The organism is Cellvibrio sp., from assembly GCF_046347455.1.
Taxonomy (GTDB): domain Bacteria; phylum Pseudomonadota; class Gammaproteobacteria; order Pseudomonadales; family Cellvibrionaceae; genus Cellvibrio.
The window spans coordinates 238,628-264,273 of record NZ_JAXMGC010000004.1 but is presented as its reverse complement, the minus strand read 5'-3'; the positions used below and the strand labels follow the sequence as shown (position 1 = coordinate 264,273).

At 46.9% G+C, this 25,646-nt stretch carries 25 protein-coding genes; 4 read left to right on the top strand and 21 right to left on the bottom strand.

The features are described 5' to 3' along the window. Positions 1-99: 99 nt before the first annotated feature. From U1F02_RS09620 to nudE, 8 genes are all read right to left on the bottom strand, one after another. A complete protein-coding gene (locus tag U1F02_RS09620) occupies positions 100-786 on the bottom strand; it encodes a hypothetical protein (protein ID WP_409990168.1) in 687 nt (228 codons plus the stop codon). A 149-nt stretch (positions 787-935) separates the two neighbouring features. Then, the gene (locus U1F02_RS09615; RefSeq protein WP_409990167.1) at positions 936-2,309 is read right to left on the bottom strand and encodes a family 43 glycosylhydrolase; all 1,374 of its coding nucleotides are present in this window, start codon (positions 2,307-2,309) and stop codon (positions 936-938) included. A gap of 126 nt (positions 2,310-2,435) precedes the next feature. After that, on the bottom strand, positions 2,436-3,176 hold the full coding sequence (locus tag U1F02_RS09610; protein WP_409990166.1) for an SDR family oxidoreductase: 741 nt from the start codon (positions 3,174-3,176) through the stop codon (positions 2,436-2,438). Between the two features lie 95 nt (positions 3,177-3,271). Further along, a complete protein-coding gene (locus tag U1F02_RS09605; RefSeq protein ID WP_409990165.1) occupies positions 3,272-3,859 on the bottom strand; it encodes a TetR/AcrR family transcriptional regulator in 588 nt (195 codons plus the stop codon). An 89-nt stretch (positions 3,860-3,948) separates the two neighbouring features. Beyond that, positions 3,949-6,873, bottom strand: coding sequence for a class I adenylate cyclase (locus tag U1F02_RS09600; RefSeq protein WP_409990164.1), 2,925 nt, complete (start codon positions 6,871-6,873; stop codon positions 3,949-3,951). Between the two features lie 12 nt (positions 6,874-6,885). Next, entirely contained in the window at positions 6,886-9,561 is a 2,676-nt protein-coding gene (locus tag U1F02_RS09595; protein ID WP_409990163.1) for a response regulator, read from the bottom strand. Positions 9,562-9,782: 221 nt separating this feature from the next. Then, positions 9,783-10,640, bottom strand: coding sequence for a 3'(2'),5'-bisphosphate nucleotidase CysQ (cysQ, locus tag U1F02_RS09590; protein ID WP_409990162.1), 858 nt, complete (start codon positions 10,638-10,640; stop codon positions 9,783-9,785). Further along, positions 10,637-11,194 carry an ADP compounds hydrolase NudE gene (gene nudE / locus U1F02_RS09585; RefSeq protein ID WP_409990161.1) on the bottom strand — a complete coding sequence of 186 codons (558 nt, stop codon included), beginning with the start codon at positions 11,192-11,194 and terminating at the stop codon, positions 10,637-10,639. Before nudE ends, cysQ begins: the two co-directional genes overlap by 4 nt. 30 nt (positions 11,195-11,224) lie before the next feature. Here nudE and yrfG point away from each other — a divergent pair, with 30 nt between their 5' ends. Genes yrfG through hslO form a run of 3 tightly spaced genes read left to right on the top strand, consistent with a single transcriptional unit; the run spans position 11,225 to position 13,252 of the window. Further along, a complete protein-coding gene (gene yrfG, locus U1F02_RS09580; protein WP_409990160.1) occupies positions 11,225-11,890 on the top strand; it encodes a GMP/IMP nucleotidase in 666 nt (221 codons plus the stop codon). A 26-nt stretch (positions 11,891-11,916) separates the two neighbouring features. Further along, positions 11,917-12,330, top strand: a complete 414-nt coding sequence (locus tag U1F02_RS09575) for an RNA-binding S4 domain-containing protein (RefSeq protein WP_409990159.1) — start codon at positions 11,917-11,919, stop codon at positions 12,328-12,330. A gap of 19 nt (positions 12,331-12,349) precedes the next feature. After that, positions 12,350-13,252, top strand: a complete 903-nt coding sequence (hslO, locus tag U1F02_RS09570) for an Hsp33 family molecular chaperone HslO (protein ID WP_409990158.1) — start codon at positions 12,350-12,352, stop codon at positions 13,250-13,252. Here the strand turns inward: hslO and U1F02_RS09565 are convergent. The 3 genes from U1F02_RS09565 to U1F02_RS09555 all read right to left on the bottom strand — a co-directional run bounded on the left by U1F02_RS09565 (position 13,249) and on the right by U1F02_RS09555 (position 16,127). Further along, positions 13,249-13,521, bottom strand: a complete 273-nt coding sequence (locus U1F02_RS09565; protein ID WP_409990157.1) for a hypothetical protein — start codon at positions 13,519-13,521, stop codon at positions 13,249-13,251. The two genes, hslO and U1F02_RS09565, sit on opposite strands and share 4 nt — an antisense overlap. A gap of 25 nt (positions 13,522-13,546) precedes the next feature. Next, on the bottom strand, positions 13,547-14,923 hold the full coding sequence (gene dbpA, locus U1F02_RS09560) for an ATP-dependent RNA helicase DbpA (protein WP_409990156.1): 1,377 nt from the start codon (positions 14,921-14,923) through the stop codon (positions 13,547-13,549). Positions 14,924-15,500: 577 nt separating this feature from the next. Next, positions 15,501-16,127: a class I SAM-dependent methyltransferase gene (locus U1F02_RS09555; protein ID WP_409990155.1), complete on the bottom strand. Its 627-nt coding sequence runs from the start codon at positions 16,125-16,127 to the stop codon at positions 15,501-15,503. A 73-nt stretch (positions 16,128-16,200) separates the two neighbouring features. Between U1F02_RS09555 and U1F02_RS09550 the strand changes: the two genes are divergently transcribed. After that, the gene (locus tag U1F02_RS09550) at positions 16,201-16,923 is read left to right on the top strand and encodes an acyltransferase (RefSeq protein ID WP_409990154.1); all 723 of its coding nucleotides are present in this window, start codon (positions 16,201-16,203) and stop codon (positions 16,921-16,923) included. A 34-nt stretch (positions 16,924-16,957) separates the two neighbouring features. Here the strand turns inward: U1F02_RS09550 and U1F02_RS09545 are convergent, their stop codons facing one another. The 10 genes from U1F02_RS09545 to U1F02_RS09500 all read right to left on the bottom strand — a co-directional run bounded on the left by U1F02_RS09545 (position 16,958) and on the right by U1F02_RS09500 (position 25,478). Then, positions 16,958-17,524: an NUDIX domain-containing protein gene (locus U1F02_RS09545; protein ID WP_409990153.1), complete on the bottom strand. Its 567-nt coding sequence runs from the start codon at positions 17,522-17,524 to the stop codon at positions 16,958-16,960. A gap of 11 nt (positions 17,525-17,535) precedes the next feature. After that, positions 17,536-17,832: a hypothetical protein gene (locus U1F02_RS09540; protein ID WP_409990152.1), complete on the bottom strand. Its 297-nt coding sequence runs from the start codon at positions 17,830-17,832 to the stop codon at positions 17,536-17,538. A gap of 18 nt (positions 17,833-17,850) precedes the next feature. Further along, positions 17,851-18,171 carry a DUF3301 domain-containing protein gene (locus tag U1F02_RS09535; protein ID WP_409990151.1) on the bottom strand — a complete coding sequence of 107 codons (321 nt, stop codon included), beginning with the start codon at positions 18,169-18,171 and terminating at the stop codon, positions 17,851-17,853. A 151-nt stretch (positions 18,172-18,322) separates the two neighbouring features. Beyond that, positions 18,323-18,532: a cold-shock protein gene (locus tag U1F02_RS09530; RefSeq protein WP_189420171.1), complete on the bottom strand. Its 210-nt coding sequence runs from the start codon at positions 18,530-18,532 to the stop codon at positions 18,323-18,325. Between the two features lie 275 nt (positions 18,533-18,807). Next, entirely contained in the window at positions 18,808-19,182 is a 375-nt protein-coding gene (locus tag U1F02_RS09525; protein WP_409990150.1) for a hypothetical protein, read from the bottom strand. A gap of 42 nt (positions 19,183-19,224) precedes the next feature. Then, positions 19,225-19,728, bottom strand: a complete 504-nt coding sequence (locus U1F02_RS09520) for an MgtC/SapB family protein (RefSeq protein ID WP_409990149.1) — start codon at positions 19,726-19,728, stop codon at positions 19,225-19,227. 15 nt (positions 19,729-19,743) lie between these two features. Then, positions 19,744-20,949 carry a UbiH/UbiF/VisC/COQ6 family ubiquinone biosynthesis hydroxylase gene (locus U1F02_RS09515; RefSeq protein ID WP_409990148.1) on the bottom strand — a complete coding sequence of 402 codons (1,206 nt, stop codon included), beginning with the start codon at positions 20,947-20,949 and terminating at the stop codon, positions 19,744-19,746. 31 nt (positions 20,950-20,980) lie between these two features. After that, positions 20,981-21,277 carry a DUF3144 domain-containing protein gene (locus U1F02_RS09510; RefSeq protein ID WP_409990147.1) on the bottom strand — a complete coding sequence of 99 codons (297 nt, stop codon included), beginning with the start codon at positions 21,275-21,277 and terminating at the stop codon, positions 20,981-20,983. A 65-nt stretch (positions 21,278-21,342) separates the two neighbouring features. Then, positions 21,343-22,584 carry a 2-octaprenyl-6-methoxyphenyl hydroxylase gene (gene ubiH, locus U1F02_RS09505; protein WP_409990146.1) on the bottom strand — a complete coding sequence of 414 codons (1,242 nt, stop codon included), beginning with the start codon at positions 22,582-22,584 and terminating at the stop codon, positions 21,343-21,345. 206 nt (positions 22,585-22,790) lie between these two features. Beyond that, positions 22,791-25,478, bottom strand: coding sequence for a hypothetical protein (locus tag U1F02_RS09500; protein WP_409990145.1), 2,688 nt, complete (start codon positions 25,476-25,478; stop codon positions 22,791-22,793). Positions 25,479-25,646 lie beyond the last annotated feature (168 nt).

The window sequence follows — 25,646 nt, the reverse complement described above, 5'->3', positions numbered from 1 at the left end:
AGCATTACATAACAACAATTGTGGGTCAGAGTAAAATTAATCGAGAATCCGTCAAAATAAAAAATTCGCTTTTAATTTTACTCAGACTCCAGTTTCCCCTCACCGCTTTTTTAATTCCTCAAGAATTTCACCCAATAACTCATTCGTTCTTTGGTGAGCCTCACTCGAAGATTGAATTGCTTGGCTCTGAATTTGTAGCGATTGTTCACTGAGTTGCAAGGATTTTTTAATGGCTTCTTCTTGGTTTTTTAAAGCATTTTTTGTGCGGAGGTTGTTTACAATGGTTGACCACAAAAAATAGAGCACAATTAAAATAAGTATGTAGCTCCAGTATTCAAGAACTGAGGTCCACAGTTTGAATCCAAAACTTCCTTCTTTATTTTTAAATGATTTGCTGTACTCGGTGGCATCCACCCAGGTTGCGGTTTTTGAGTTGTAATAAAGCGTATTGTTCTGCGCCCATTTATAATAGGTGCGGCTGTATTTTTCCGTTAAGTCAGCCGGCGCGCCCGGCAAATCAACTTCTACATATCCCATTTTGCTGAACCCATCGGCATTGCCGTATGAAGGGCTCTCTTGTACATCACTCACCAAAATCTTTAATGTGCCTTCATAAGGAATGGTTTTAAATTTTACGTTGTATTCTGAATCCGACACTTTTGTAAAAGTTTCAAAGGCTCCGCTTTTTGATTGCATTTCTTCCCATGATTTTAGGAAATGTTCTTTATCACCTGCTTCCGCGAATGCAAGTTGGGCAAAAAATATAGCGAATAGTAAGTATTTCATTGAAGCTCCTATTCAATGGACTATTAAAAATAGTTGGAGAAAAAATAATTGGGGCCAGAGCAAATTAAATTGCGAACTCTTCAGAGTATGAAAAATTTCGCTCTTTAATTGTTCTGACCCCAATAGTTTTTTAACTTTTTCAGATGAATTTATTTAAAACTTACCCAATCCACCTCAACAGCATCGCCACTGGTTTGAGTAACGAAAATATCATGCACGCCTTTTGGAATTTTCTTGGCGGTAGCGCTCGAAATTTTCCAATCGGTTGCATCGTCAATTTTCACGCGCCCGAGCAATGGACCATCTTGTTTATCCAAATGGATTTCGAGTGTGCCGCTGGTGCCCGATTTTGCGCGTACTTTAACGGATTTTTGCGCACCGCGACCAAAGTCTACTTCGTTGAATCTCACCCATGAATTGGCTGCGTTAAAGGATGTTTTCCAACCTGCGTGTGTGTTGGCTTGGTCGATAAACGAAATCGCAACGCCTTCGGCGCTCTTCTCGCTGTAGCGATCAATTTGAATTTCGCTTTTTGCATCCACCAATCCAACGCCGCGTAATGTCGGTTTTACTTTTTGGATTGAGCCATCGGCATTGAAGAATAATTTATCGGCGCGAATTGAGCGGTTCTTGTCGAAGTTGGGTGACAAATCTCTATCGTGATAGAAGAGGTATGACTGACCTTTCCAATCAAGAATAGAATGATGCACTGTCCAGCAGCCGCTTTCAGATTCATCCAGAATTACACCGGCTTGTTTGAACGGCCCCATAGGTGAAGAGGCAGTGGCGTATTCCAAACGTTCGATTTTGTTTTCCACATGCGGATAGGTCAGGTAGTAAGTGCCCTTGCGCTCAAAAGCAAAGGGGCCTTCCAGCAAACCTTTGGTGGGGAGGTTGTCGATAGTGAGTGGTTCGCCATCAATCTCAGTCATGTTGGGCTTGAGCTTGGCAACGAAAATTTTGCCCTGCGAGTAATACAAATAAGCGGTGCCGTCTTTGTCGATCAGTACGTTCGGGTCAATTCCCCTTACGCCTTGAATGTAAGTCGTCAGCGGCTTGAAGGGGCCGTAAGGTGTATCGGAAACGGCTACGCCAATTCTGAATTCCGGCCGCTTGGGTTCAGCGCCTTCATTTTTGCCTTCTGGTTTGGCAATGGCAGGAAAGTAGAAATAGTATTTTCCATCTTTAAACACACAATCGGGTGCCCACATGGCATAGGCCGTGGGATCAGTCCAATCAACGCTGGTTTGTGAAAGGATTTTGCCGTGGTCTTTCCAGTTGGTGAGGTTGTCTGACGAGAAAACGTGGTAGTCCTCCATCACAAACCAGTCGGGTTTGCCTTTGTATTCTGGCGGCGCTTTGATGTCGTGGGAGGGATAAACGTAGATTTTACCGTCGAAGATTCGCGCGGTTGGGTCAGCAGTGAACTGATCCATAATCAAAGGATTGGTTGCAAAGGCCGATGAGGTTTTCAGAAAGCCAGCAACGCCAAGAATCAGCAAATAACCAAGAGATTTTTTCATAGTCGCCCATTAGTATGACAATAGTAGGAATGGGCAATTAGACGCCTCCGGCCGCGTAGATGCAAGCTTGGTAGCGCAGCTTAGCCAGAGGCGTAACCGCACTACACAAACCCTGGGATCAAGCTCTTACCCCAAGGTTGCCGCAAACTGTTGCTCAAGCTGCTTGGGGCTTTGGTTGTAAACATCTGCCATTTGGCGTGCAAAGGCATCCGGATACACGTCTTCCTCACCTTTCTGCAATGCGGTAAATATATTTTTAGCGACTTCCGCCGGAGTCGCTTTCTCCATTTCCCAACCTTTGGTCATATCTGTATCAACTGGGCCTGGGTAAACGCCTTGGACAAAAATATTGGCTTTGCGTAATTCGGCGCGCAGGCCTTGAGTGAATGAATGCACCGCCGCTTTGGACGCCGAGTAAGGGCCCACGGAGGGGAAGTTAGCAAGGCCCGCAATAGAGCTTATGTTCACCACGGCCGCCGCTTGGCTTTGGTGCAACAGTGGTAACAATGCTTGCGTAAGTTGGATAGGGCCAAAGTAGTTGGTGGCCATTTCGGCGGTTGCGATAGCCAAGGCGTCTTCGCCTGAAAAGGTGGTGCTGTTCACTATGCCTGCGTTGTTGATGAGGATGTCCAGCGAAGTGATTTCCTTCGCCAACTTCGCAATGCTATCGGCGCTAGTCACGTCCAACTGAACCGGCACAACAAGATTCGGCGCTTGGGCGACCAGTGCTTGCAAAGTGGCAGGGTTGCGGGCGGTGGCGTAGATGCGGCCTGCGCCTTGGGCGATAAGTTCTTTTACCAAGGCCTCGCCAATACCACGGTTAGTGCCTGTTACTAATACTGTTTTACCTTGAATTGAATAAGCCATTTTTGTTTACCTTTAATTTATATTAGACCGGTCGTCTAACATTCTTGCCAAAAAAAGACCCTTGTGGGGTCGTGAATAAATCGTTTATTGCTCGTTTACTTGGTGCTCGGAAACACCACAGAAAAGTACAAATTAATTAACTCGCGCAGGGGTTGAGCGGATTGCTCCAGCTTCGCACGTACAAGGCAGCCTTCCCACGCGGCGAAAAACATCTTGGCCAGCACAGCTTCATCGGCAGATTGGCTGACCTCGCCTTCGGCTTTCGCTTGTCGCAATACGCCTTCAATTACTTTTTCTACCCCGCGATAGTGGGCAAAAATCGCATCGCGCATGGCGGGGTTTTGCATCGCCAGTTCTTGCCCCAAGTTGCCAAGCAAGCAGTTGCAGGCGCAAAAGTTTCCTTCAACAAATTCCAAAATCTGCGTGAAATAACCCTTTAACTTACCGAGCGCCGAGCCCTGCGCGGTTACCAGGTGATTCTCCAAGCCTTGGCGCATTTGCTGGCCGTACTGCTCAATAATGGCGAAGCCCAAGTCATCCTTACTTTTGAAGTAATGGTAGAAAGAGCCTTTCGGCACCTTTACCTCAGCAAGGATTTCGGCAATGCCGGTATTGTTAAAGCCCTTCACCGCCATTACTTGAATGCTGGTGGCGATAAGCTTGTCACGCGTGTTTTCTGTCATGGAATTAGAGTAGACCAGTCGCCTAGTAAATGCAAGTTATTTGAATGGCTATGATCCACGAGTCGGGATTGGCGAGCAAGCTTAGGCAACTAGTTACTGGCGATGGTTTGCAGCGCTTCGTTCAGGCGGCGCTCAATGTCGGTTTTGATATGGAGGTAGTGGATGAGCTGAACCCCGGTTTGCGGCGCGATGATTTCGCGGCACAGGGATAGATCCAGATCGGTAATGTAGCAGGGATAGGTTTCGCCGTGTTTGCGCCGCGCCAATATGTAGTTGGCCACAACACGAAATAGATCGTCGCCAAATTCAAGCGCAGAAAATTCTTTGCCGTCGCAATAGAGTGTAAAACTGAGTTGGTCGCTCTCGTTGGGTTCCGCTACTGCACACACATTAATGAACTGCACTTGCGATAAATCTTGCGCGATGTTGCGCGGCTCAAGGTAGGCATTTTTTTGTTTTGCATCGCCCATCAACTCAAAAATTTTAATGGCTTGCAGATTCTCGACATCCATTGCGTGATCGTTGTGTTCATAGGCGAGCGCTTGGCGTTCTACTGCTGAGCGAATAAATCTGCACAAGGGGCGCAATAAAGCTTGTGCATTAAAGAGCGGAAAGGTTTTGCTAAAAAACGCGCCCTTCTGATCAACAATGGTGACCTGCGCCTGTTGGTTTTCAATGTAGTAAAACAAATAAATCGCAGGTGTTTTTACCGCATCGCAAAAAAGACGCAGAGGCTTATCGCGCAATGCATAGGCATCCACCACTACCGGGCTAAATTCCATTTGCGGTAGCGCTAGTTTCTCCAGCAATTTATCGTAAGTTTGGAAGCGCAAAATTTGCGCGTGATGTTGCACAAACTGCAGCACGAAATATTCATCGGCCATTTCAAAAATAAAACGCGTGCTGCGTGGGCGCGAACCTGAATAGAAGCAGCTAATGATGGCGCGCCACAACTCCAACACGCGTTGCTCAATAGTCGTACCCTGCCCAAGACTAAAGCAGCGTACATTTAAGCTTGGCAAGCTGGTGTTTTTTCCAGGCGGCAGCGCGCGTAAATAATGCAATAGGCAATTGACAAGCGCGTCTGAATCAAAATGACGGCAAACGACTTCGCCCCAGCTATTGGCTTGAATGATGTGTACTTCAAGCACCAAGTTTTCTTTCATGCCGCTGTAGCCAAAAGCATCGCGCTGGCTGCTCAACATTTGCATACCTTTTTTATGCAATTCTGCTTGCGGCTCAACACCAAGATTAAACAACATCAACATTTTGGTGGGCTGCGCATTCTGCATGAAATTTTCATGCTCAACCTTTTTAATCGGCAAAGGCAACCACTGTTGTAAGACTTGCACAAGTTGTTGCCGCTGCGATGTTTGCAGCGAAAATTGCTGCGCAACTATATCGAGCTTGGTGGTGGCCGTAAAAATTCCGTTGCCGTAACACCACAGCAGCAGCTCCATAAAATTACGTGAACGCTTGATGGGTTCCGAGGCTTGGTTGCGCAAGGTAAAATCTTGTTGGCTGCCACGATAGGCGTGCCAAATTTGCGCACCCGCCTCCTGGGTTTGCACAAAACAAAGCGCTTCTTCACTTAAATCTTGCGAAATATTGGGGTTAATCCAATCGATCTTTCCTGCTTTACGCTCAAAGGCCGCGTGCAATTTTCTGCCGAGAATTAATAATTCATTGCTGCTAATAGCCACTTCGCTGGAAATATTTTTGTTCATATCCACCAGCAGCCGGTAACCTTGGCTTAATTCGTTGGCTAATAAATTTCGCTCTGCCAATACGTGTGGAGATTTCCAATAAGCGCGATTATCCAACATGGTTAATTGATGTTGACCCCAACCCCAAGCCTTAACCATTTTTTCTAACAAAACGCGCTGCCAAGCTTTAGCGGCGTTGCGGCTGGTGCGCGACAACTGCTTGCCCGATTTAAAATAAAAGCTGCGCCGCACGAGTTCTAAGCGTGCTTCCTGATGTTGCGAGTGCAGGTAATTTTCTAAACGTTGGTAAACCAATACATAGGCGTCAAGTTCGTCTGCATCTAATGCTTGGTGCCGCGCGAGTTGCGCATAGATTTTTTGTTTGAGACTCAAGGATAAGGGTTCACTGAATTGATCGTTGGCGTAAGCCTCCAACAAAAGTAATTTCAAGACTGACTTGTAGGGAGAGTCTATTCCTTTATAAAGCTGCCAAATACCGGCGCCAATAAATTCGTTGGCAGGAATCGCAGGAACGCCACCGAAATCAATGTATTCATTCGCACGTAAGAAGCGTTTCTCCAATAAATTTTGTGTGTATTCCGCATACTCGTTTTCGTTAGCAGCGGGTACAAACCACCATAATGGCAAGCGGCCCGCTAACCAAACGGCTGTGCGATAAAATTCATCTAGTAATAAAAAGTGTTGCGCGGTTCCGCTGGATTCGCTAGTTAATAAGCTGTGCTGGCCTTGCCGAAATTTATCTGCTTCCATTAAAAAGAAATGCGCTTCTATATGAATGGATTCTGCCCAACGTGTAAGTGCATTGCATTTTTCTTGTAACTCCGCAATGCCAGCTTTGGTTAATTCCGCGGAATGGCAAACCCAAACGTCTATATCACTGTTATCCGCATGAGCGATGGTGCCCAAACTTCCCATTACAAACAGCGCTTCAATGGCTTCACTTTTATCAACTAAATCGCGCTGGTAATTAAAGCTACGCGCTACCGTCTTTGCTAACCGAATATCATCTTTACTGGGAGCATAGGCTTGCACGCCAGCGGGTGTTGTATGGCTCACATAACCCGGTAGCATGGGGTGATTAACGTGGAATACCAGCGGCAGTAAAATAAGAAATTGTTGCTGACGCTCCGATAGCGCCGCGAGTGTACGCTCATAGCGAATTTGGTTAAGCTGAATAAACGATTGCTTAACTTTACTGAGTTGCTTTCGATCTATTCCCTCATCTATCGAATCATTTGTGGATGTATCAGCGTGCAAAATAAAATAATCCGCAGTAGTTGATGGCAAGCTATTAAAAGGTTAATGGGAACTTTCGTCGTTTTCCAAGGATTGCACTTTAAGTTGCTCTGCAATGGTTTTGTAGAGCAATTCAGGATTGATGGGTTTAGAGAGGTAGGCATTCATACCCGCAGCAATGCAACGCTCACGATCACCACGCATGGCCTGCGCAGTAAGCGCAATAATAGGAATGTTACTTTCCAACTCGCAGCGAATTTTTTGCGTAGCGGTAATGCCATCCATCTCCGGCATTTCCAAATCCATTAACACCAAATCAAAACCTTCTTGGCTATGTTTGATAGCGTCAACAGCTTCAAGGCCGTTATTAACGACAGTCACCAGCATGGCTTTCTTTCTGAGCACGCCGCGAACGACTTGCTGGTTAACAAGATTATCTTCCGCTACTAATACACGCTTGGCTTGTAGGAATTCATCTTGTTCAGATGTGTCCAGATTGAGTGCGCTAATCGTTTGTAGATGTGAATCTTTACCGATGATATTGCTGATGGTTTCCAGCAAGCGCGCCTCGCTAACAGGTTTACTTAAAAATTCATCAATATTAAGCGCAAGATTATCGGTATTGGGAATTTCGTCGCGATGGTAAGCCGATACCAAGATCACGTGGGGACTAAAAGTCAGCGCAGCATTTTTCTTAATAAGGGCCGCAGCTTCTACGCCATCCATTGCTGGCATGCGGTAATCCATTAACACAAAGTGAAATGGTTGTTCTGCCATGTTAGCTTGATTGATTTTTTCTAGCGCTTGCTCGGCATTTTCAACATCCTCAACCGCAAGACCAATGCTTCGTGCAGTGCTAGCCATTACCGTACGCGCAACGTTATTATCATCCACAATTAATACGCGAATATTTTTTAGCTCGCGCGAACGTTTACCCAAAAGACGAGAACCTAAATGACTGTGGTCGAAGCGAGCGTTAAAGGTGACTCGGCAACCTTGGCCGGGAGCGCTTTCAATGTGCATTTTGCCATTCATGAGCTGCACGAGGTTATCGCAAATTCCCAAACCAAAACGTAGACTGCCAGAGTCGCTAATGGTTACATGGTTTTTCAAACTTTCATTAATACTGGTCAGGCGATCCGGGCTCATGCCTCTTCCAAAATCAGTGACGCTGAATTCAAGCTCTATAAATTTCGCATTGGCTTCGCGCAAGCTCACGCCCACCACGACTTCGGCGGATGCGGAAAACTGCACCGCGTTTGATATGAGTTGATCAATAATTTGACTCAAGCGCGCCGCATCGCCACGCAAGAACCGAGGAACATCTGCCTTGATGTCGTAAGCAATGCGAATAGCTTTGCTGCTGGCGCTGATTTCAAACAGCCGGGATATTTTTTCAAATAGCTGATCCAGATCAAAATTGGATTGCTCGAGGATAATTTTTCCGCTATCGATTTTGGAGAAATCCAATACTTCATTGATGATATGAAGAAGGGAATCAGAGGCGGAATTCAAGCTGCCCAAATAGCTTTTTTGTTGCTCGTCCAGTGCCGTGTCTTTTAGCAAATACCCCAAACCAATAATGGCGTTCATGGGCGTGCGAATTTCATGGCTCATGCGCGCAAGGAATTCGCTTTTGGTTTTGTTCGCCATATCCGCTTGGGTTTTGGCGGCGAGTAAATCTTCGCGGGCGAGAATAAAATCGGTGATGTTGTTATTGATACCCACGCAGCGTGTTGGCCTACCCGACTCGTCGGGTTCGCAAAATTTCATTTTGGATTGCACCCAAATAATTTTGCCGTTTTGGTGCTGCATCCGAAATTGCATATTGACGTAAGTGTCGCTGGCATCAATCGCATCGAACAAGCGATTCATGACTTTTTCAGCATCTTCGCTATACAAAAAATAATCTTGCAGCGTAGTTAAATTGCCGGGCAAATCTTCGTAGTAGTAACCCAACATGCGCAAATAGCTGCGGCTGAAATAAATTTTGCCGCTGCGAATATTCCAATCCCACAGGCCGTCGTTACTCGCTTCAATCGCGTAATTGAAGCGCGTGTCGCGGTCGCTCAGTTTAGCGAGCAATTGTTGGCGGTCGTATAAATTAAAGAGCGCGGTGGCAATAAACATCAAACGGTCGAGATCGCGCGTGTACCATCCGCGTGGATCCTTGCGGTGTAAAACCACGAAGCCTTCTAGCAAGTTGTAGCGCAATACAGGCACAAGCAGCGAACTGAAAATGTTCGCTTTACGCAGAGGTTCAGTGGCTTCGGCGTGATGTGGATCATTTGCCAACAAAGCCACGGGCTTGCCGCGATTTAGGTTGGCGGCAACCTCGGAATCTTTGCGCCAAATGCCAGTCAACCACTTATTTTCTTGCAGCTTGGGCGCGTTTTTGGGCTGCCAATGACCATGGCAGCTCCAGGCGGAAGGGGTAATATTTTCTGGCGTAATAGGCGCGTTGGTCAGCCGCCAAAGGCTGCAATCGGCCACATCGAATAAACGCCCTAGTTTCTCAAGCGCTTCGTTGATGTTGGCTTTATCGGATTCAATCAACAGGTATTGGCCGAAGGGAATGAGCCAGGAGTTGTGGATCAAACCGCCCTCGGGTTTGTGGTTGGCCGTGTCATCGGCTTTTGAATGGCGCAGACGCTCCTCGAGGCGTTTCACCTCTGCTTCAAGCGCTTGGATGCGTTGCTCCAACACTTGGGGATCTTGTCCTTTATACCCGTTAGTCATAGTGCCAGTGGCTAAATAATTCGCCGATAGTCGGAAACTCGCGCGGCGCGATAGTTCCCATTCAATGACAACGTGCGAGCCCTTTTTGGCTTCACAAAAAACACGTCGTCCAGCACTTAAGGCTAGTTCAGATTGTGGGGTTTACCAGAGGATGGTGAAAATTCTGGCGGATGTTGTGGAAACCTTTATTCCTATCTGAGCGTTTGGACAAACACCAGAAATCAGGATAAAAGTGCCCGCCAATCGAAGCTGGCATCGCCCATCGCCAAAAAGAAGGGATTCAGCAGGCTATCGCGGGTGTTACAGCGCAAGGGTTCAAAGCTGTTTGCTTCAACCACTGCGCCACCTGCTGCGGTGAGCACGGCTTGGGCGGCGGCCGTATCCCACTCGCTGGTGGGCGCAAGGCGTGGGTAAAAATCGGCGCGGCCTTCTGCAATCCAGCAGAACTTTAAGGAACTGCCGGCGTTTACCGGATTTAAGGGCACAGGCCAACACTGTTGCAGCTTCTCAACTAAAGCGGTTTGCTCCGGGGAACCATGGCGCAGGCTCATCAGTACGCCAAGCGGCTGATGATTGGCTAGTTTTTGCGACATGGATGAGGTTTGTAAAACGCGATCAAACTCGCCGTTAAGGTATTTCTCTGCCCGGGTTTCTTGACCGGACGACAGGGATTTATCGACACCTAAATAGGTTTCGCCCGTTACCGGCACATGAACCACACCCAAGCGCGGTACCGAATTTACAACCAAGGCAATATTCACTGTGAACTGCCCGTTACGGGCGATGAACTCTTTCGTGCCATCCAAGGGGTCAACCAACCAGTAGGTTGACCAAGCCTGACGCTCGGCCAATGAAGGCATGAGGGATTCTTCCGAGAGAATGGGCACATCCAACAGTTTTGGTAGCTCACGCACAATCAACTGGTGCGCCGCTAAATCCGCCGCCGTCAGCGGGGAATCATCACTTTTGGTTTGGATGTTGGCGGTTTCAGGTGCGTTGTATATGGCTAAAATCGCATCGCCCGCCACCCGCGCAATCGCCATCAATTGCTCGGTAAAGCCTTGATCCACGCACGTCATAGACGATTCTCAGGTTTCGCCAGCCACTCACGTACAAGAAACAAGGCAGCGATACTGCGGCCTTCGCACACATCAGCGCGCAGGCAAAAGTCGGGCAAGTCGGCAATGGGTAGCTCTTGTACTTGAATAGGTTCTGGCTCATCACCTTCTAAACGCTCGGGATACAAATCCTGTGCAATCACGATGTTAATGCCGTGTTCCATGTACGAAGGAGAGAGATGAACTTTTTTCAGGAAGGTCAGCTTACGCGCGCCGTAGCCAACCTCTTCCTTCAGCTCGCGGTTGGCAGCATCCAACAGGGTTTCGCCTTCGTCGATGGCACCCTTAGGGCAGGCGAGATGGTAATCCTCCAAACCCACCGCGTATTCCTTCACCAACAGAAAAGTATCGTCATTCAAAAGCGGCACAATTAAAACCGCGCCACGACCACCGCCCACCAGTTTTTCGTAGTGGCGTTCCTCGCCATTGCTAAAGCGCAAGTGCACTTGGTCGGCGCGGAACAGGCGGCTGCGCATGACGGTTTCGCGCTTTAATATCTCGGGTTTTGTCGGCATACTGCCCTCTTTTTACTGATGACGACGTTTATGGCCGCGCAGCTTGTTGATTGGAACCAAATAGATACGGTGCTGTTGGATATGGATGGCACTCTACTCGACCTCCATTTCGACAACTTTTTTTGGCTGGAGCACTTGCCCAAACGTTACGCTGAAATTCACAAGGTGGATTTTGCCACAGCCACACAACGTTTGAACGAAAATATCAGCCAGTACGAAGGCACTTTGCAGTGGTATTGCTTGGAATTTTGGTCGCGCCAGTTGGATGTGGATATTCGCAGCCTCAAAGAAGAGGTAAAACACAAAATCCAGATTCGCCCCCATGTAAAAGAGTTCCTGAAGCGCCTGCGCAAACACCACAAAAAATGCCTACTGGTGACCAACGCCCACCCACAGAGCCTGTCGCTAAAACTCGATGTGACTGAAATCGATAAAGATTTGGATATCATTATCTCCTCCCACGAGTTCAATCAGCCCAAGGAAGCGCAGGCTTTCTGGCACGCGCTGCAAGCACGCGAACATTTTGATCCAGCGCGCACCTTGTTTATTGACGATACCGCCCGCATCTTGGAGTCAGCAAAAACCTTTGGCATAAAGTATTTGATTGGCATTCACCAGCCCGACAGCCAAAAAGCACGCACCATGGATGCTTTTCCTGCCATTCATCACTTTGATGAAATTATGCCGCCCGCTTAACCGATTCAGTTTTTAGTAGACAACACATGTTCAAACCTTACCTTGAATCCAAGGTCCGCTTGGATAAATGGCTTTGGGCCGCGCGATTTTTTAAAACCCGCAATCTCGCCAAGCAGGCGATTGAAGGCGGCAAGGTGCATTGCGACGGTCAGCGCGTAAAAGCGGCGAAAGAAATTAGCGTGGGTATTACGCTGAGCATTCGTCAGGATTGGGACGAAAAAGTGGTGGTGGTGAAAATGCTTTCTGACCAACGCCGCGGCTCACCGGAAGCCATGTTGCTGTACGAAGAAACCGAAGAGAGCAAAGCGGAACGCGAAAAGCGCAGCGCAGAGCGTAAAGCCGGGATGGGTAGTTTTATCGCCAGCGATCACAAACCGGACAAGCGCGAACGCCGACATATTCACCGTTTTCAGCGTATCAACCTTTATTCAGACGATTAAATTTTTAAAGAATTTCATTATGCCTAGCAACGATTTATTAAACCGTTTTATTTTCGACGACTGCGATATTCGCGGCGAACTGGTCACTTTGGGTGAGAGCTATCGCGAAATTCTCAGCCACAACAATTACCCACCTGCTATTCAGAAATTGTTGGGCGAATTTTTAGCGGCCATCAGCCTCATGTCTTCCACACTAAAATTTGATGGCATGATTATTTTGCAAGCGCGCGGCGATGGCGCTATTTCAACCATCATGGCCGAGTGCAATCATCACAATAATATTCGCGGCATAGTGCGTTTAAAACCAGACGTTGAACTGAGCGAAGAATTGGCGAACAACGGCAGCATGCAAGATCTGTTAGGCAACGGCGTATTAGTGATAACCATTGAACCTAAACGCGCAGAAAACTTCGGCGGAAAATTGGAGCGCTACCAAGGTATTGTTCCGCTTGAGCGTGAAACCTTGGCAGGTTGCCTGGAAGATTATTTTCAACAATCCGAACAACTTGCTACCCGTTTTTGGATTGCGGCAGACAACGAACATGCTAGCGGATTTTTAATTCAAGCCCTGCCTCATCAATTAAAAACGCCAGAAGAAAACCGCGACCAATGGGAAACCATTGAAGCCTTGGCGAACACGATTACGCCAGAAGAATTGTTACAACTCGATCACGAACAAATTCTTTACCGTTTGTTCCATGAGCAGCAGGTTCGCGTATTTGATCCAACCCAAGTTAAATTTGCGTGCAGCTGCTCGCGTGAGCGAAGTGAAAGCGCCCTGCTTGCATTGGGTAAAACAGAAGTGGAAGAGTTGTTAGTTGAAAAAGGCAGTATTGATATCGACTGCCAATTCTGCAATAAACATTACCATTTCACGCCAGAAGACGTACGTGTTTTACTCGGTGGAAAAACGCTGCACTAAGGCTTGTTTGATGTGCTCGACGCCTGGGAAGATTTGTTAGACGACTTTATCGTTGAAGATGTTGCTGAAGTTGTTTGTTGATTTTCCCTCGCCCGCACCAGTTCCGCATAATCAGCTTCATTGGTGATAATAGTTTCTGACCCTGATTTTTGTTTCGCGCTCGAAGCAGCAAGACCGACTGTTGCTGCCTTTTCTGCGTTATCAGCAGTTGCTACTAGCGACAGCAGACAACCGCTCATAATCACCAAACGAAACCAAAACCTTTTCATACAAATCTCTTATCTTAAAAACCTATTACAACTTACGCGCGCGGAATTTTCTGCCTTTGATTTTTCCATCTTGCAAGTGTTGCAAGGCTTGCTTCGCAATAGATTGATGCACAGCAACATAAGAAGCAAATTCAAAAATATCGATCTTGCCAATTTTTTCAAAAGGTAAGCCTGCATCTTTGGTCAGCGCACCAATGATATCGCCGGGCCGAACCTTGTCTTTCTTACCGCCATCGATATTTAAAGTCACCATTTCCGGCATTATGCCAATAGCACCATCATTTTCCGGAACCTGTTCAAGCGTGATTGGCTTTTGTAAATAATCTTCCAAACGATTCAAACGCCCTAACTCTTTTGGTGAAACCAAACTTAATGCAAGACCGTTTTCACCTGCACGACCCGTTCGTCCAATGCGATGAATGTGAACTTCACTATCATGCGCTAATTCAACATTAATTACTGCATCCAAACCTTTAACGTCAATACCGCGCGCAGCAACATCAGTTGCAATTAACACCGAACAACTTTTATTAGCAAAGCGTACTAAAACCTGATCACGTTCACGTTGTTCCAAATCACCGTGCAATGCCAGCGCATTAATGCGCTGAGCGCGCAATAAATCGCATACTTCCTGGCATTGAACTTTCGTATTGCAAAACACAATCGACGATTGAGGTTTGAAATGCGCGAGAAGTTTTTGTACAGCGGCATCTTTTGCTTCACCTTCACGCAACTCGTAAAAATGTTGCTCGATATTCACATCGCTATGAACCGATTCAACGTGTACTTCTTGCGGATTTTTTTGGCAGTGTGCGCTGATGGCTTTTATTTCGTCTGGATAAGTCGCCGAGAACAGCAAGGTTTGTCGTTCGGCAGGACAGGCATTCAATACAACTTTTAACGAATCAGCAAAACCCATATCCAACATGCGATCAGCCTCGTCTAAAACAAGCTGCTTTATGTTATCGAGCTTTAACGAACCTTTTTCAATATGGTCAACAATGCGGCCCGGCGTGCCCACAATAATATGCGCACCGTGTTCCAGCGAACCTAGTTGGGGGCCAATTGAAACACCGCCACAAAGTGTTAGTACTTTAACGTTATGAGTAGCACGCGCAATGCGGCGAATTTCTTTTGCAACTTGGTCAGCAAGTTCGCGCGTTGGGCAAAGCACCAATGATTGTATGGCAAATTTTTTTACATCCAGCATCGCCAAAATGCCAATACCAAAGGCCGCAGTTTTTCCACTACCGGTTTTGGCTTTGGCAATAATGTCTTGGCCTTGCAAAATAATTGGTAGGCTTTGCGATTGAATGGGTGTCATCTCGTTATAACCGAGGGATTCCAAATTGGAGAGCATCTCGGCAGAGAGTGGAAGAGATGAAAATGTTGTTGATGTCATAGCTAACTCAAATAGTTTGAAAATTTTAAAAGCTGGATCCCCGCTACGCGAGGATGCCGACTCCCTCTTCAACTCGTGATCGGGGTGCATTTGTCCCATGAGAGCGCCCCGAGCATTGCAGGAAAATTTATGACTTAAATTTTCCGAAACGCGCAGGAAACACGAGCGAGACGGGTCGCTTTTCTTTTGCTTACTTTTCTTTGGCGAGAGCACAAAATTACAGGAAGTAATTTTGCACAGCTCAGCTGCCCGTTAGGGTGAAAGCCACGGATGGCTTTCATGAAAGAAAAGTGAGGCCTGCGGCAGGCATACCAAATAATTTAAAAACTTTTCTGCCGTTTTATAAAATGTGTTTCGCCTCTTGGCGAGCTACTTTTCTTTGCTTGCCCAAAGAAAAGTAGCCAAAAGAAATGGCACCCTACGTCTTCGTTTTCCTGCGCGCTTCATAAAATGGCTGTCGTTCCGACGCGACATCCATGTCGCGTAGTCACTAAAACAAACCTCCTGTTTGTTTTACACCCATTTTATTCCAGTGCTCGGCGAAGCCATAAGGGGGACTTTAGAACAAAAGCGAAAATCAAAGGCGTTTTAAAACGCCTAAACTTTTTACTAAGGGCAATGCCTCAAACAATCCTGACTCTTGTGCAAGCTTCCAAATTTCAAACGGTGGCCTTCCGCCATCGGCAGGATTTGGAAACACATCGTGAATGGCCAAGAATCCGCCGCACATTACATGAACACTCCATGCGCGATAATCTGTCAACGCCGCTTCCATACTGTGGCCGCCATCAATAAACACCATGGCAAGCGGCGTTGACCAAACTTTTGCAGCAAGCGCTGATGGTGCAACAATCGGAATAACAACATCTTCCAAACTTGCGCGCGCCAGTGTGTGGCGGAATTCGGGGAAGCTATCCATTTTTTTAAAACGGCTATCAAATAAATCTGGATCGTGATATTCCTGACCTAATTGATGTTCTTCACTACCGCGATGATGATCAACCGCAAATAAAACACTGTTCTGCTGCTTACAGGCTGTGCCTAAATAGACAGTCGATTTACCGCAATAGCTGCCTACTTCTAACAGCGGGCCGCGCGCTGCTGCTGAAACGGCGTGATGATAAAGCGCCAGCGCCTCTTCCGCGTCTAAAAAGCCTTTAACCGATTCTATATCCAACGGAAGATCTAGTGCATTTGGCAGCATGGCGAGTCTCAAGCATAATGAAGCCATCATTCTAACAGACTTACTCACCAACAACCTCGCTGCGAATTCTTTCATGCGCCGTAATAACACGCCTTACTTTGTAAAACGCATCTATTCAGCGGTTAACCGCTTTTATGTGCGGCGTTTTATCGCACCGCAATTTGATAGCGTGGGCGAAGGTTTGGATATTGGGCATCCTCGTCATCTGGTGATTTTTGGCCGCAATATTCATATTGGCCATTACGCGCAAATTATCGCCGCGCCAGATAATTGCATTCGCTTTACCACTTGGCCCAGCAAGCAGCGTTCAGGTGAAATTAGGATCGGTGATTATTGTTTGATTTCTCCCGGCGTACGTATTTCTGCCGCTCACTCCATTCGCATCGGAGATAACTGCATGTTCGCGGCCAACGTATATATTAGCGATAGTGATTGGCACGGAATCTACAACCGCATACGTCCTTTTAGATGCACCAAACCTGTAGTGTTGGAAAATAATGTGTGGCTGGGCGAGAGCGTTATCGTTAATAAAGGTGTGACGATTGGAGAGAACTCCGTTGTAGGTGCGGGCGCAGTGGTTACAAAAGATATTCCACCAAATTCCATCGCCGCCGGAAATCCTGCTCGTGTTATTAAATCCATTAACCCTAACCGACGCATGCTAAAGCGCGAATTATTATTTAAAGATGCTGAGCACTATTTTTATAATCAGGATCAGTTAGACAGGTATATGCTAGGAAAAAATTCCTTATGGAATTGGCTACTCTCTTTGATTAAGCCAAATCAGCAGGATTAGAAATGTCTAGCGTTCCGCACCTGCCTCACAAATTTTATGGTCGTGTAACCAAAGCCAAACGCAACAGCGCCGCAACGGAAATGCTATCGGTGATTTCGCCGGACAGCACCATTGCGATGGCTTCTTGGAGCGGTAACTTTTTATATTCGATATCTTCTGTGGATTCCAACGCTTGTTGGCCTGCGGATAAACCTTTAGCCACAAATATAATTGCCAATTCATCGGTTACCGAATTGGATAAATGCATACGCATCAATTCGGTAATCTCCGCCGCCTTTAATCCGACTTCTTCTTCGAGTTCACGGCGCGCTGCATTTGCAGGTTCTTCGCCATGCGGACAACCGCCCTCAGGGATTTCCCATGTGTATTGATTAAGCGAGTAACGACTCTGTTTCACCAACCACGTATTACCTTCTTCATCTATAGGTAGTACACCAATTGCGGTATTTTTAAAATGTACGACCCCATAAATACCATCTGTACCTTTGGGTGTTACAACTTCTTCATGGGAAACTTTTAGCCAAGGGTTTTCGTAGGCTACGTTTGACGATTTAGTTATCCAGCCGCCGACTTTTTCGATTGGGAACTTTTCTTCGCTCATGTTTGTTCTACTTAATAATCATCTTTGAATTTTTCGTAGGTCTCGTCATTTTCAAAAATCAGAAACTCAGCAATATAGTCCGGGTCTTCACATTGAGTCCCATCATCTAACTCATATAAACCAGGTTCAGCTTGCTCATAGAAGTCTTGGTCGAGTGGTAGATTTTCTTCTTCGCCATTGGCTTTAACGACAACCAACGCTTCTTCGTTAATCGCTTTAGTCCGCACAAAATAATTGTCGAAATATACTTTTCCGTTTTCCATAACGAGCTTTTTTGAAACAAAAATAATTTTATCGATAAGATCCACAGCAATACCTGATTAAAATTAGTGAATACGATGTGGATCAAGATTTACGCTTTCAACACGATTGCCCAGCATAAATACGCGCCCAAAGTAGCGATCTTCGCCGCTCACGGTAAATTCAAAATAATATTCACGCATAAATCCCAAACGGCCGTCACCGTAGCGTTTGAAATTGAGTTTCTTTAGAAATACAGTTTGATCCAGAAATTGAACCTGCATAAATTCGCAGTGCTTTTCGGCTGCTTTAACGGCAATTTCTTTGCTGCGAACTGCGTGAATCCAATAGAAGATAACCACGGCAAAAACGGTTAACCACAAAATAGAGGTGATATCAAAATACATGGGAATGAGCTATGTGTAGTAAGAAGTCATTGAGGTGGGGTGGGAACCCTGGACTTCAAGTGCGCCTAAAAAGCGTACCCGAAATTTTGTGGCTATAAACAACAAAGGGCGATTGATTGCTCAATCGCCCTTTGTTTCACAACTCATCTCATTAGAGAGGAGTTACGTTTTCCGCTTGCGGACCTTTTTGACCAGCGGTCACTTCGAAAGTCACTTTTTGACCTTCTTTCAAGGTTTTACGACCGCTGCCGTTGATTGCACGGAAGTGAACGAATACGTCTGCACCGCCTTCACGCTCAATAAAACCGTAGCCTTTATCGTCGTTGAACCACTTAACAACACCAGAGACTAAATCTGACATACTTTCCTCGTCTTACTATAAAACGTCAGCGAAGCTGACCGAACAAAATAACCGACTTTACTAAAAGCCAGAGTGAAATAGCTTGTTAATAAAGCTATTGCTCAGGTCGTGGTACGTCCAAGTGTCTTGAGCAAGCGGTTGTCTTACAAAAGCGTTTTTCTTGGGGCGAATCTCAATCTGCAGCAGTTCAAAATTAAAGCACTTGTGAAACATGAGTTCAAGCAGTTATGCGCTAAATTCCGCAATATCGCAAATTTGTGTAAGGAGCACACATTTTACTCGGGCATATTGCGGTTATCGGTTTCATTTTTGACACTTTTTTGCGCACTGCTGCCTCTTTTTCTGGCAAGAACTTCGTGCAAAAAGAGTGCTACGGGTATTACAACAAAACCGGCAGTCATCGCAAAACGCTTAATGTCTTGAAATTCATAGCCTTGTTTAGCCAATTGAAACGCAGCTAAACCCCAGGCTGCTGCTGCAAAATAACCCAAAGGGTGATTTTTATAGACACCAAATGCAATTAATGCGGTAACAGACGCCAAGAATAAGCCGTAAATATTTCCAAATGATAAAAATCCTGCAACGGACATTACGAGGAATGCGAGCAATATCCAGCGTAGAGTGTTTGCGACTTTTAAGGTTTTTGACATCGTGTTATCCAACGAATAAGTGTTACTTTTTTACACCAATGTTTACGATGGCTTGTCGCCATCACTCTGTTTTTCAAACCAATCGTGATATTTCTTATGTACACCACGCGTGAGCGCCTGCGAATAATCCTCCATGGTATCCACACCCGCCAGAACAAAAACCACCACAAGCGAAAGCTTGATCGCAATAACATCGTAACCAATGGCGATACAAACACCGATGGACGCCAAAGCCCAAATGGTTGCAGCAGAGGTCACGCCCCACACCATGCCATCACGCGCCAGCATGACACCTGCGCCGAGAAAACCTATGCCTGTAATGACCTGCCCGATGATTCGCGATGGATCGGTCGTGGTTGCGTTAGACACCAACATAGATGCCGCGATAAAAATATAGGTGCCCAAAACAATTAATGCCGATGTACGAATACCTACCGGCTTGCCGCGCAGCTGACGTTCAAGACCGATGATCGTCCCACACGCAAGCGAAGTGAGAATGGCTTTCCATTCAAAGGGAGCTATAGAAACAATTTCTGCAAATGTCATTTTAAATCCAAAAAATTAAGACAAGCCCATAGCAGCTTTAATGATGATTTTTTTCAACTCCGCTAAAGAGTTGAGTTGACGCATACCGGTATTGCGTAACCAGGTAATCATTAGCGACTGGCTACCAAATAAACGTTTGAAAGCTTCCATTGCACTCATCATCACTAAATTGCCTGCCAAGCGCTGGCGTTGATAACGACGGAGAATGGAAAAATCATTCAGGGGAATTTTTCGCTCAAGCGCGCGATGAATTTCTTGCGACAAAGCCGCAACATCTAACAAACCCAAGTTAACACCTTGGCCTGCTAATGGATGAATATTGTGCGCAGCATCTCCAACTAAGGCTATGTGCGGTTGAATATAGGTTTTTGCATGGCGTTGACGCAAACCAAACGCAAAGCGTTTATCGGCGCGCAAAATTTTTCCTAAGCGATGCTCAAAAGCCACACCAAGACGTGTGCGAAATTCTTCATCATTCAATTGCATCAAGTCTTCAGCCAATTCTGTTTCTGCTGACCAAACAATGGAGCAAAAGTGTTTTCCATTAACAGAAGAAAGCGGTAGAAATGCAAGAGGTCCTGTCCGCATAAAACGTTGCCATGCTGTTGCTTGGTGAGGTAATTCGGTTTGTACAGTCGTAACAATCGCTTTGTGGCCATATTCCCATTCGCGGGTTTCAAACTCGGCAATTTCACGCACTTTAGATTGTGCGCCATCTGCGGCAATTAGTAATTTAGTATTAATGAGTTCGCCATTATCCAAAGCAACTTGCACGCAACTGCCATTAACCAGAGATGTCACGCGCGCCGGTTGGATAAGGGTGATATTTGTGTATTGAGCTACTTTTTTCCGCAAGGCGTTTAGCACAACAGAATTTTCGACAATGTGCCCTAGGTAATTCGTGCGAACTTCCGCGCAATCAAAATGAATTTCTGCGGTACCCTCGCCGTCCCACACGTGCATATCACGGTAAGCGCAAACGCGAGTGTTCGCTATTTCATCCCAGACACCAATCGCATCCAATAAATTTTGCGATGCTTGCGTGAGCGCAACAACACGTGGGTCAAATTCTTCGCCATTAAATGCCTGCTGATCAACACTCGCTTCAACCAAGGCTATGCGGAGACTATGAGCGTCAGAATGTCGGGCAATAGTACAGGCCAAACTCGCACCGACGAGACCCGCGCCAATAATTGCTATGTCGTAATCTGCAGTTGCCATCTATTATTTGCCGTTATGATTCGCTAAGAGTTTAAGATTTTTTCGCAGCATTCATGTAGTCATCAAAATGCGCAATATAGTTGTCGATATTGTGTTCCAACATGGATTTATATTGGCCAACAAAGTAATTGATCAATTCATCTCTGCGATTTTTCAATTCCTGGCTCGATTGCAAGTCAGTCGCACTAACCCAGGCGTTATAGCGAGCAGCAGCAAACATTAATGATCCGCTTACTCTGCCGCGTGCGATATCGGTTAGTTGTTCATTCGCCAGACGAATATGCGCGTCTGCGCGATCATAGAATTTTTCATCTGAATCTTCTGCCATTGGGCACCTTCTAACATTGGATAAGGCATCGTAAAGTCGGACGACTTAAATCGAATCGTTTAATTTTAAGGAGATATGTAAGCTCGGCCTGCCGTTCCCATGGTTTGCGCCGCAAAGCGTGTTTTCACCGAGGGCATTAAATCCAAACCAACAAAGCCTAAATGACGCAAGGCAATTAACGGCAATGATGCGCTTGAAAAAAGACGTACCAACTTATCGCTAAACTCAATAGTGATTTGCTGATCCAAGGCTTGGCGATCTAAATAGTCTTGCAGCACGCTGAGTTCGCCTAAAGATTTTCCAGAAGCCTCGCCCGTCATCAACGCATCCACCAAACATTGGCAGTCGCGTAGCGATAAATTAAAGCCTTGGCCCGCAACGGGATGAAGAAAATGCGCAGCGTTACCCACGAGAACTATGTGGGAACGAATTTGCTCAGTCGCCGTGACCAGTTTTAAATCGTACACATGGCGCTTGCCAACTTTTAGGAAGCGACCTAAACGATTACCAAATCGTGCCTGCAAGTGATGTAAAAATTCCGCATCATTTAATTCGGCAATTTCGTGTGCAGTATCGCGCGGAAGCGTTAATACCAATGCAGATTCTTTTGCAGATGCTTTTTCACCCAAGGGCAAAAGAGCAAGCGGGCCTTGCGCCGTGAAGCGTTCGTAGGCAACGCCTTTGTGTGGCTCGCTGTAACTCACGTTCGTAATGATGGCGGTTTGCCCATAATCTTTGATTTGAGAATCAATACCTAAAGCTCTGCGCAGCGGTGAATCACCACCGTCAGCCACTACCGCCAATTTTGTTTGCAGTTCAACAATATCTTCGCCACTTTTTACCAACAGCAACGCACCCAATTGTCGCGGCTTAATGGATTGAACTTGAACAGGCGCAAATAAACGAATGTTGGTGTAGTTGTGCAATTCACCTAACAACACACGGCCAATCCATGCGTTGGGAATCACGTAGCCCACAGCATTTAAGCCATAAGTATTCGCATCAATCAAACCACCCATAAAATGACCAGCATCACTCACATGTACTTGAGAGATTGCCGTGGCATGTTGCGATAAGCTTTGCCACACCCCCAAATCTTGCAAAATTTCTACGCTACCGTAAGCAATTGCCGTGGAGCGCGAATCAAAACTGGGTTGGAAATGTTGTGTGTCTGAATCAGAGAAAGGTTGCGCATCAAGCAATGCAATTTGCCACGCGGGATTTTGGCGAGCGAGCAAAAGCGCAAGGCTTGCGCCCACCATGCCGCCGCCGATGATAGCGATGTCGAAGGAAATTAAATCAGGCATGAGAAGAGTAGAGTGATTATCAATAGCTCATAGTATCCCATTAAGGCGGTGGGGTTCATCAGGGTTGTCGATATTTAGGGCAAGCTCGACTTAAATCAAACCCTCCCACAAAACAGAATCTGGTGTCAGCGAAAAGAGCCCATCAAATTTGGGAGTGCTTCCGGAATACGAAAATGCACCCCTTGAGCCACCTTTTTCCCGCCTCATCAAGGCCGCAACAACTCCCACTCCCCCTTCGGCCAAATACTTGCTCCCCAATTAACCAAGCGATTTAGGGTTGAAGCAGTGAGGTAGTTGCGATCTTTAAGTGTCTTGATACGCAAGTAGTAAGCGTCCGCTTGATAGCCGCGTTCAGGCAAATCGTAGGAATTTAGCGGGTTATACCGGGGTGCGTAATTCACAGTTTCAAAGGTGGAGGAGTCTAGGTGTGCTGCGTCGTCTGCCACTCGACGCGTCCACTGGTTCGGTGTGTAGCGCTCAACTGTGCCAAGGAAGGCGAGCGCCAAGGCCTCCTGAAGTTGCTTGCGTTCAGCTGTTGTTATCTGGCCAGCAGCCTCGGCTTCGTCCATAAAAGGGACATCTAATCCCAATCCGATCTGACGTTGCATGAAGCCGCAGGTGCATCCTGCGAAATAGTTGGGTGCCCAATCTGTGGGACGGGTTTGATAAAGCCAAAGTACAGACCAAGCCCAGCGATAGGGATGCATTGGGCCATCCTTATAATACCCAGTCCCACCCGAATGCATTCCAGCTAGATGCTGCGGATGGTAGTTCCAATCAATCCCCGCTGAACCCGAGTGCCAACCACCATTTACTATTTGCTCCAAGGTGTACCAGGCTGTCGTTAAATATTCGCCGGGCTTGGAAAATACGAAGTTGCCGTAGGTGGGCCCGTTGGGGCCCACAAAGTGCGGGGCGAGTTCAAACAAGGTGCGATGAGGCATTGGCCAGCTACGATAGTTCTGCGGAAGTCCGCGCGTGGCTGAACCCGTATTAACCGTACCTCGAACCGGATCTGTTGTGGTCTCTGCGAGGTTCAGGCCTGAACGAGTGGCTACGTCTTCCAGCTTGTACTTTTTCATTAGCTCCCACATGCGCATTCCGTACCACGCATTGAACGCAAGCCCCTGTCGAGCGCGCGCGACTGGATCTGACTGGCTGAGGAGAGTACCTGGTATTCCGGGGTTTGCATTCGGCCACTTGGAGGTTCCCCAACGGTGAATCAAAAACAAGCCCCAGCGCATATACCAGTCGTCTGTCTCCATGTTGGTGTAGCGGTACTTATCAAGCCACTGAATTGCGACTTTAAGCATATCCAAGGGATTGAGTTCGTTATCCGGCGGTGGCGTATCGCCTGCAAATGCAACTACCTTGCTAGGATCAACAACCATGTCTTCCAATGCCGTTGTCGGCACCCACGTATTCCAATCCGGTAGCTGGAAGGCTTGCGGCATCTCCCGGGGATTTAAAAAGCCGCGCGCTCCCAAAATCGCCGCATTGTATTCACCATTGGGAAACATATAGGCTTTCATGACGGTGTCGTTTTCCAGCACTGCGGAGAGCCCTGCTCCCGCAGCCCACAACTCAACCGGTTTAGCATCCAAACCGGAGCCGGGCTGATAGGGTGGATTCCAAGGTCTTCCCGCGTCTTTCTTGCTGTACCCCGAAGGCAGATGGATGTCCAGAGAGCGAATGTAGGACGCGATTTTTTCCCCCTGATCCTGACTCAAACCGTGAAATTTGGCGCGCTCAACAATGGAAAGATTGGAGTAGTTAAAATAGGCCAAGTCGAAACCGTCGCGAGCGTGACAACTTTTACATTTGCCATTAATAGCGTGGCGACTATTGGAAAAACCTAAATCCGTTAGGTTGGCGGATTCCCATAGCTGTTTCCCCTCAGCGACATCGCTGGGCAAAGGCTTGGGTGCAACCCAAGTATCGGGATTATCGGACACAAAACTGTTAGCAGCTATTTGGTCTCCCAAGGTGCCCTTGACCATAAAAGCCAAGACTCGCCAACCACTACTAATGCCATCGGTTGCATCAAACCTGAACTCGATGTGATTGATGCCTGCTTTTAAACCGGGTTCTCCCAAAGCACTCAGGGGCACGCGCAAACGCACAGAAGCGTAAGTGCCATTCAAACAACCGTAGGCTGCCTCATGGGCTTCGCAGGTCACAGTCGCGTTAGACAGACCCAACCAAGGTCCATTGTTTAACCGCACGCTACCTTTTGAGCCGGGGCGAACCGAACCATTGAAAATCATCGCAAATTCACCATCCTCCCGCCAGGTTAGCCGATGAGTTTGTAGCCACAAATGAGTTGCTGTTCCTACATCGCCCGTGAGCACAAAATCGGCACTTTTGACCGTACCCGGCGTGCCTATAACCTCGATAGGCATAAGGATTTTTGCAACCGAACTCGCTGAACTTATCACGCTGGATGCCGATGAAAACGAACTCGCATTCACAGCAGATGAGGAAGAAGATCTGACAGACCCTGAGCTGTTAATCTGACTAGACGTTGAGTTCACAGAGGATAAAAGCGAAGCCGCCGACGACGTCTGGCCAGCGGAGGACGCTGTTACGGAACTGGGCGAACTTGAGACCACAATAGCTGACGAGACCTGAGAACTTGGTGTACTAGACGCGCTTACCGCAGATGAGCTAACTGAGACCGAACTCAGCGCTGATTTGGAGCTAGAAACGCTGGAAAGTGACTGCATTGAAACCGCAGTTGTATTGGTTGCCGCGACGCTGCTGGCTGGCGCATTGAAAGTTGTTTCGCCTCCGCCGCCCCCACCGCAACCCGACAAAGTAAAGAGAAACAGTAAAAATCCACCTAAAGAGGCTTGGTTACGAGCAAAACCGCTACAGCGCCAAAACTTACTCATATGAATGATCCGGTCGATATAGTTATATCGATGGAGCATAACAAGTCACATCAAAGGGATCTTTGCGTTGACGCAAGTGCCAAATGACAAATTGATCACAATTTGACTACATAATTGAAGGGGCGAGATTACAGCCTCCCGATCTCTTTGGGCAGGAGGCTCGTTCAG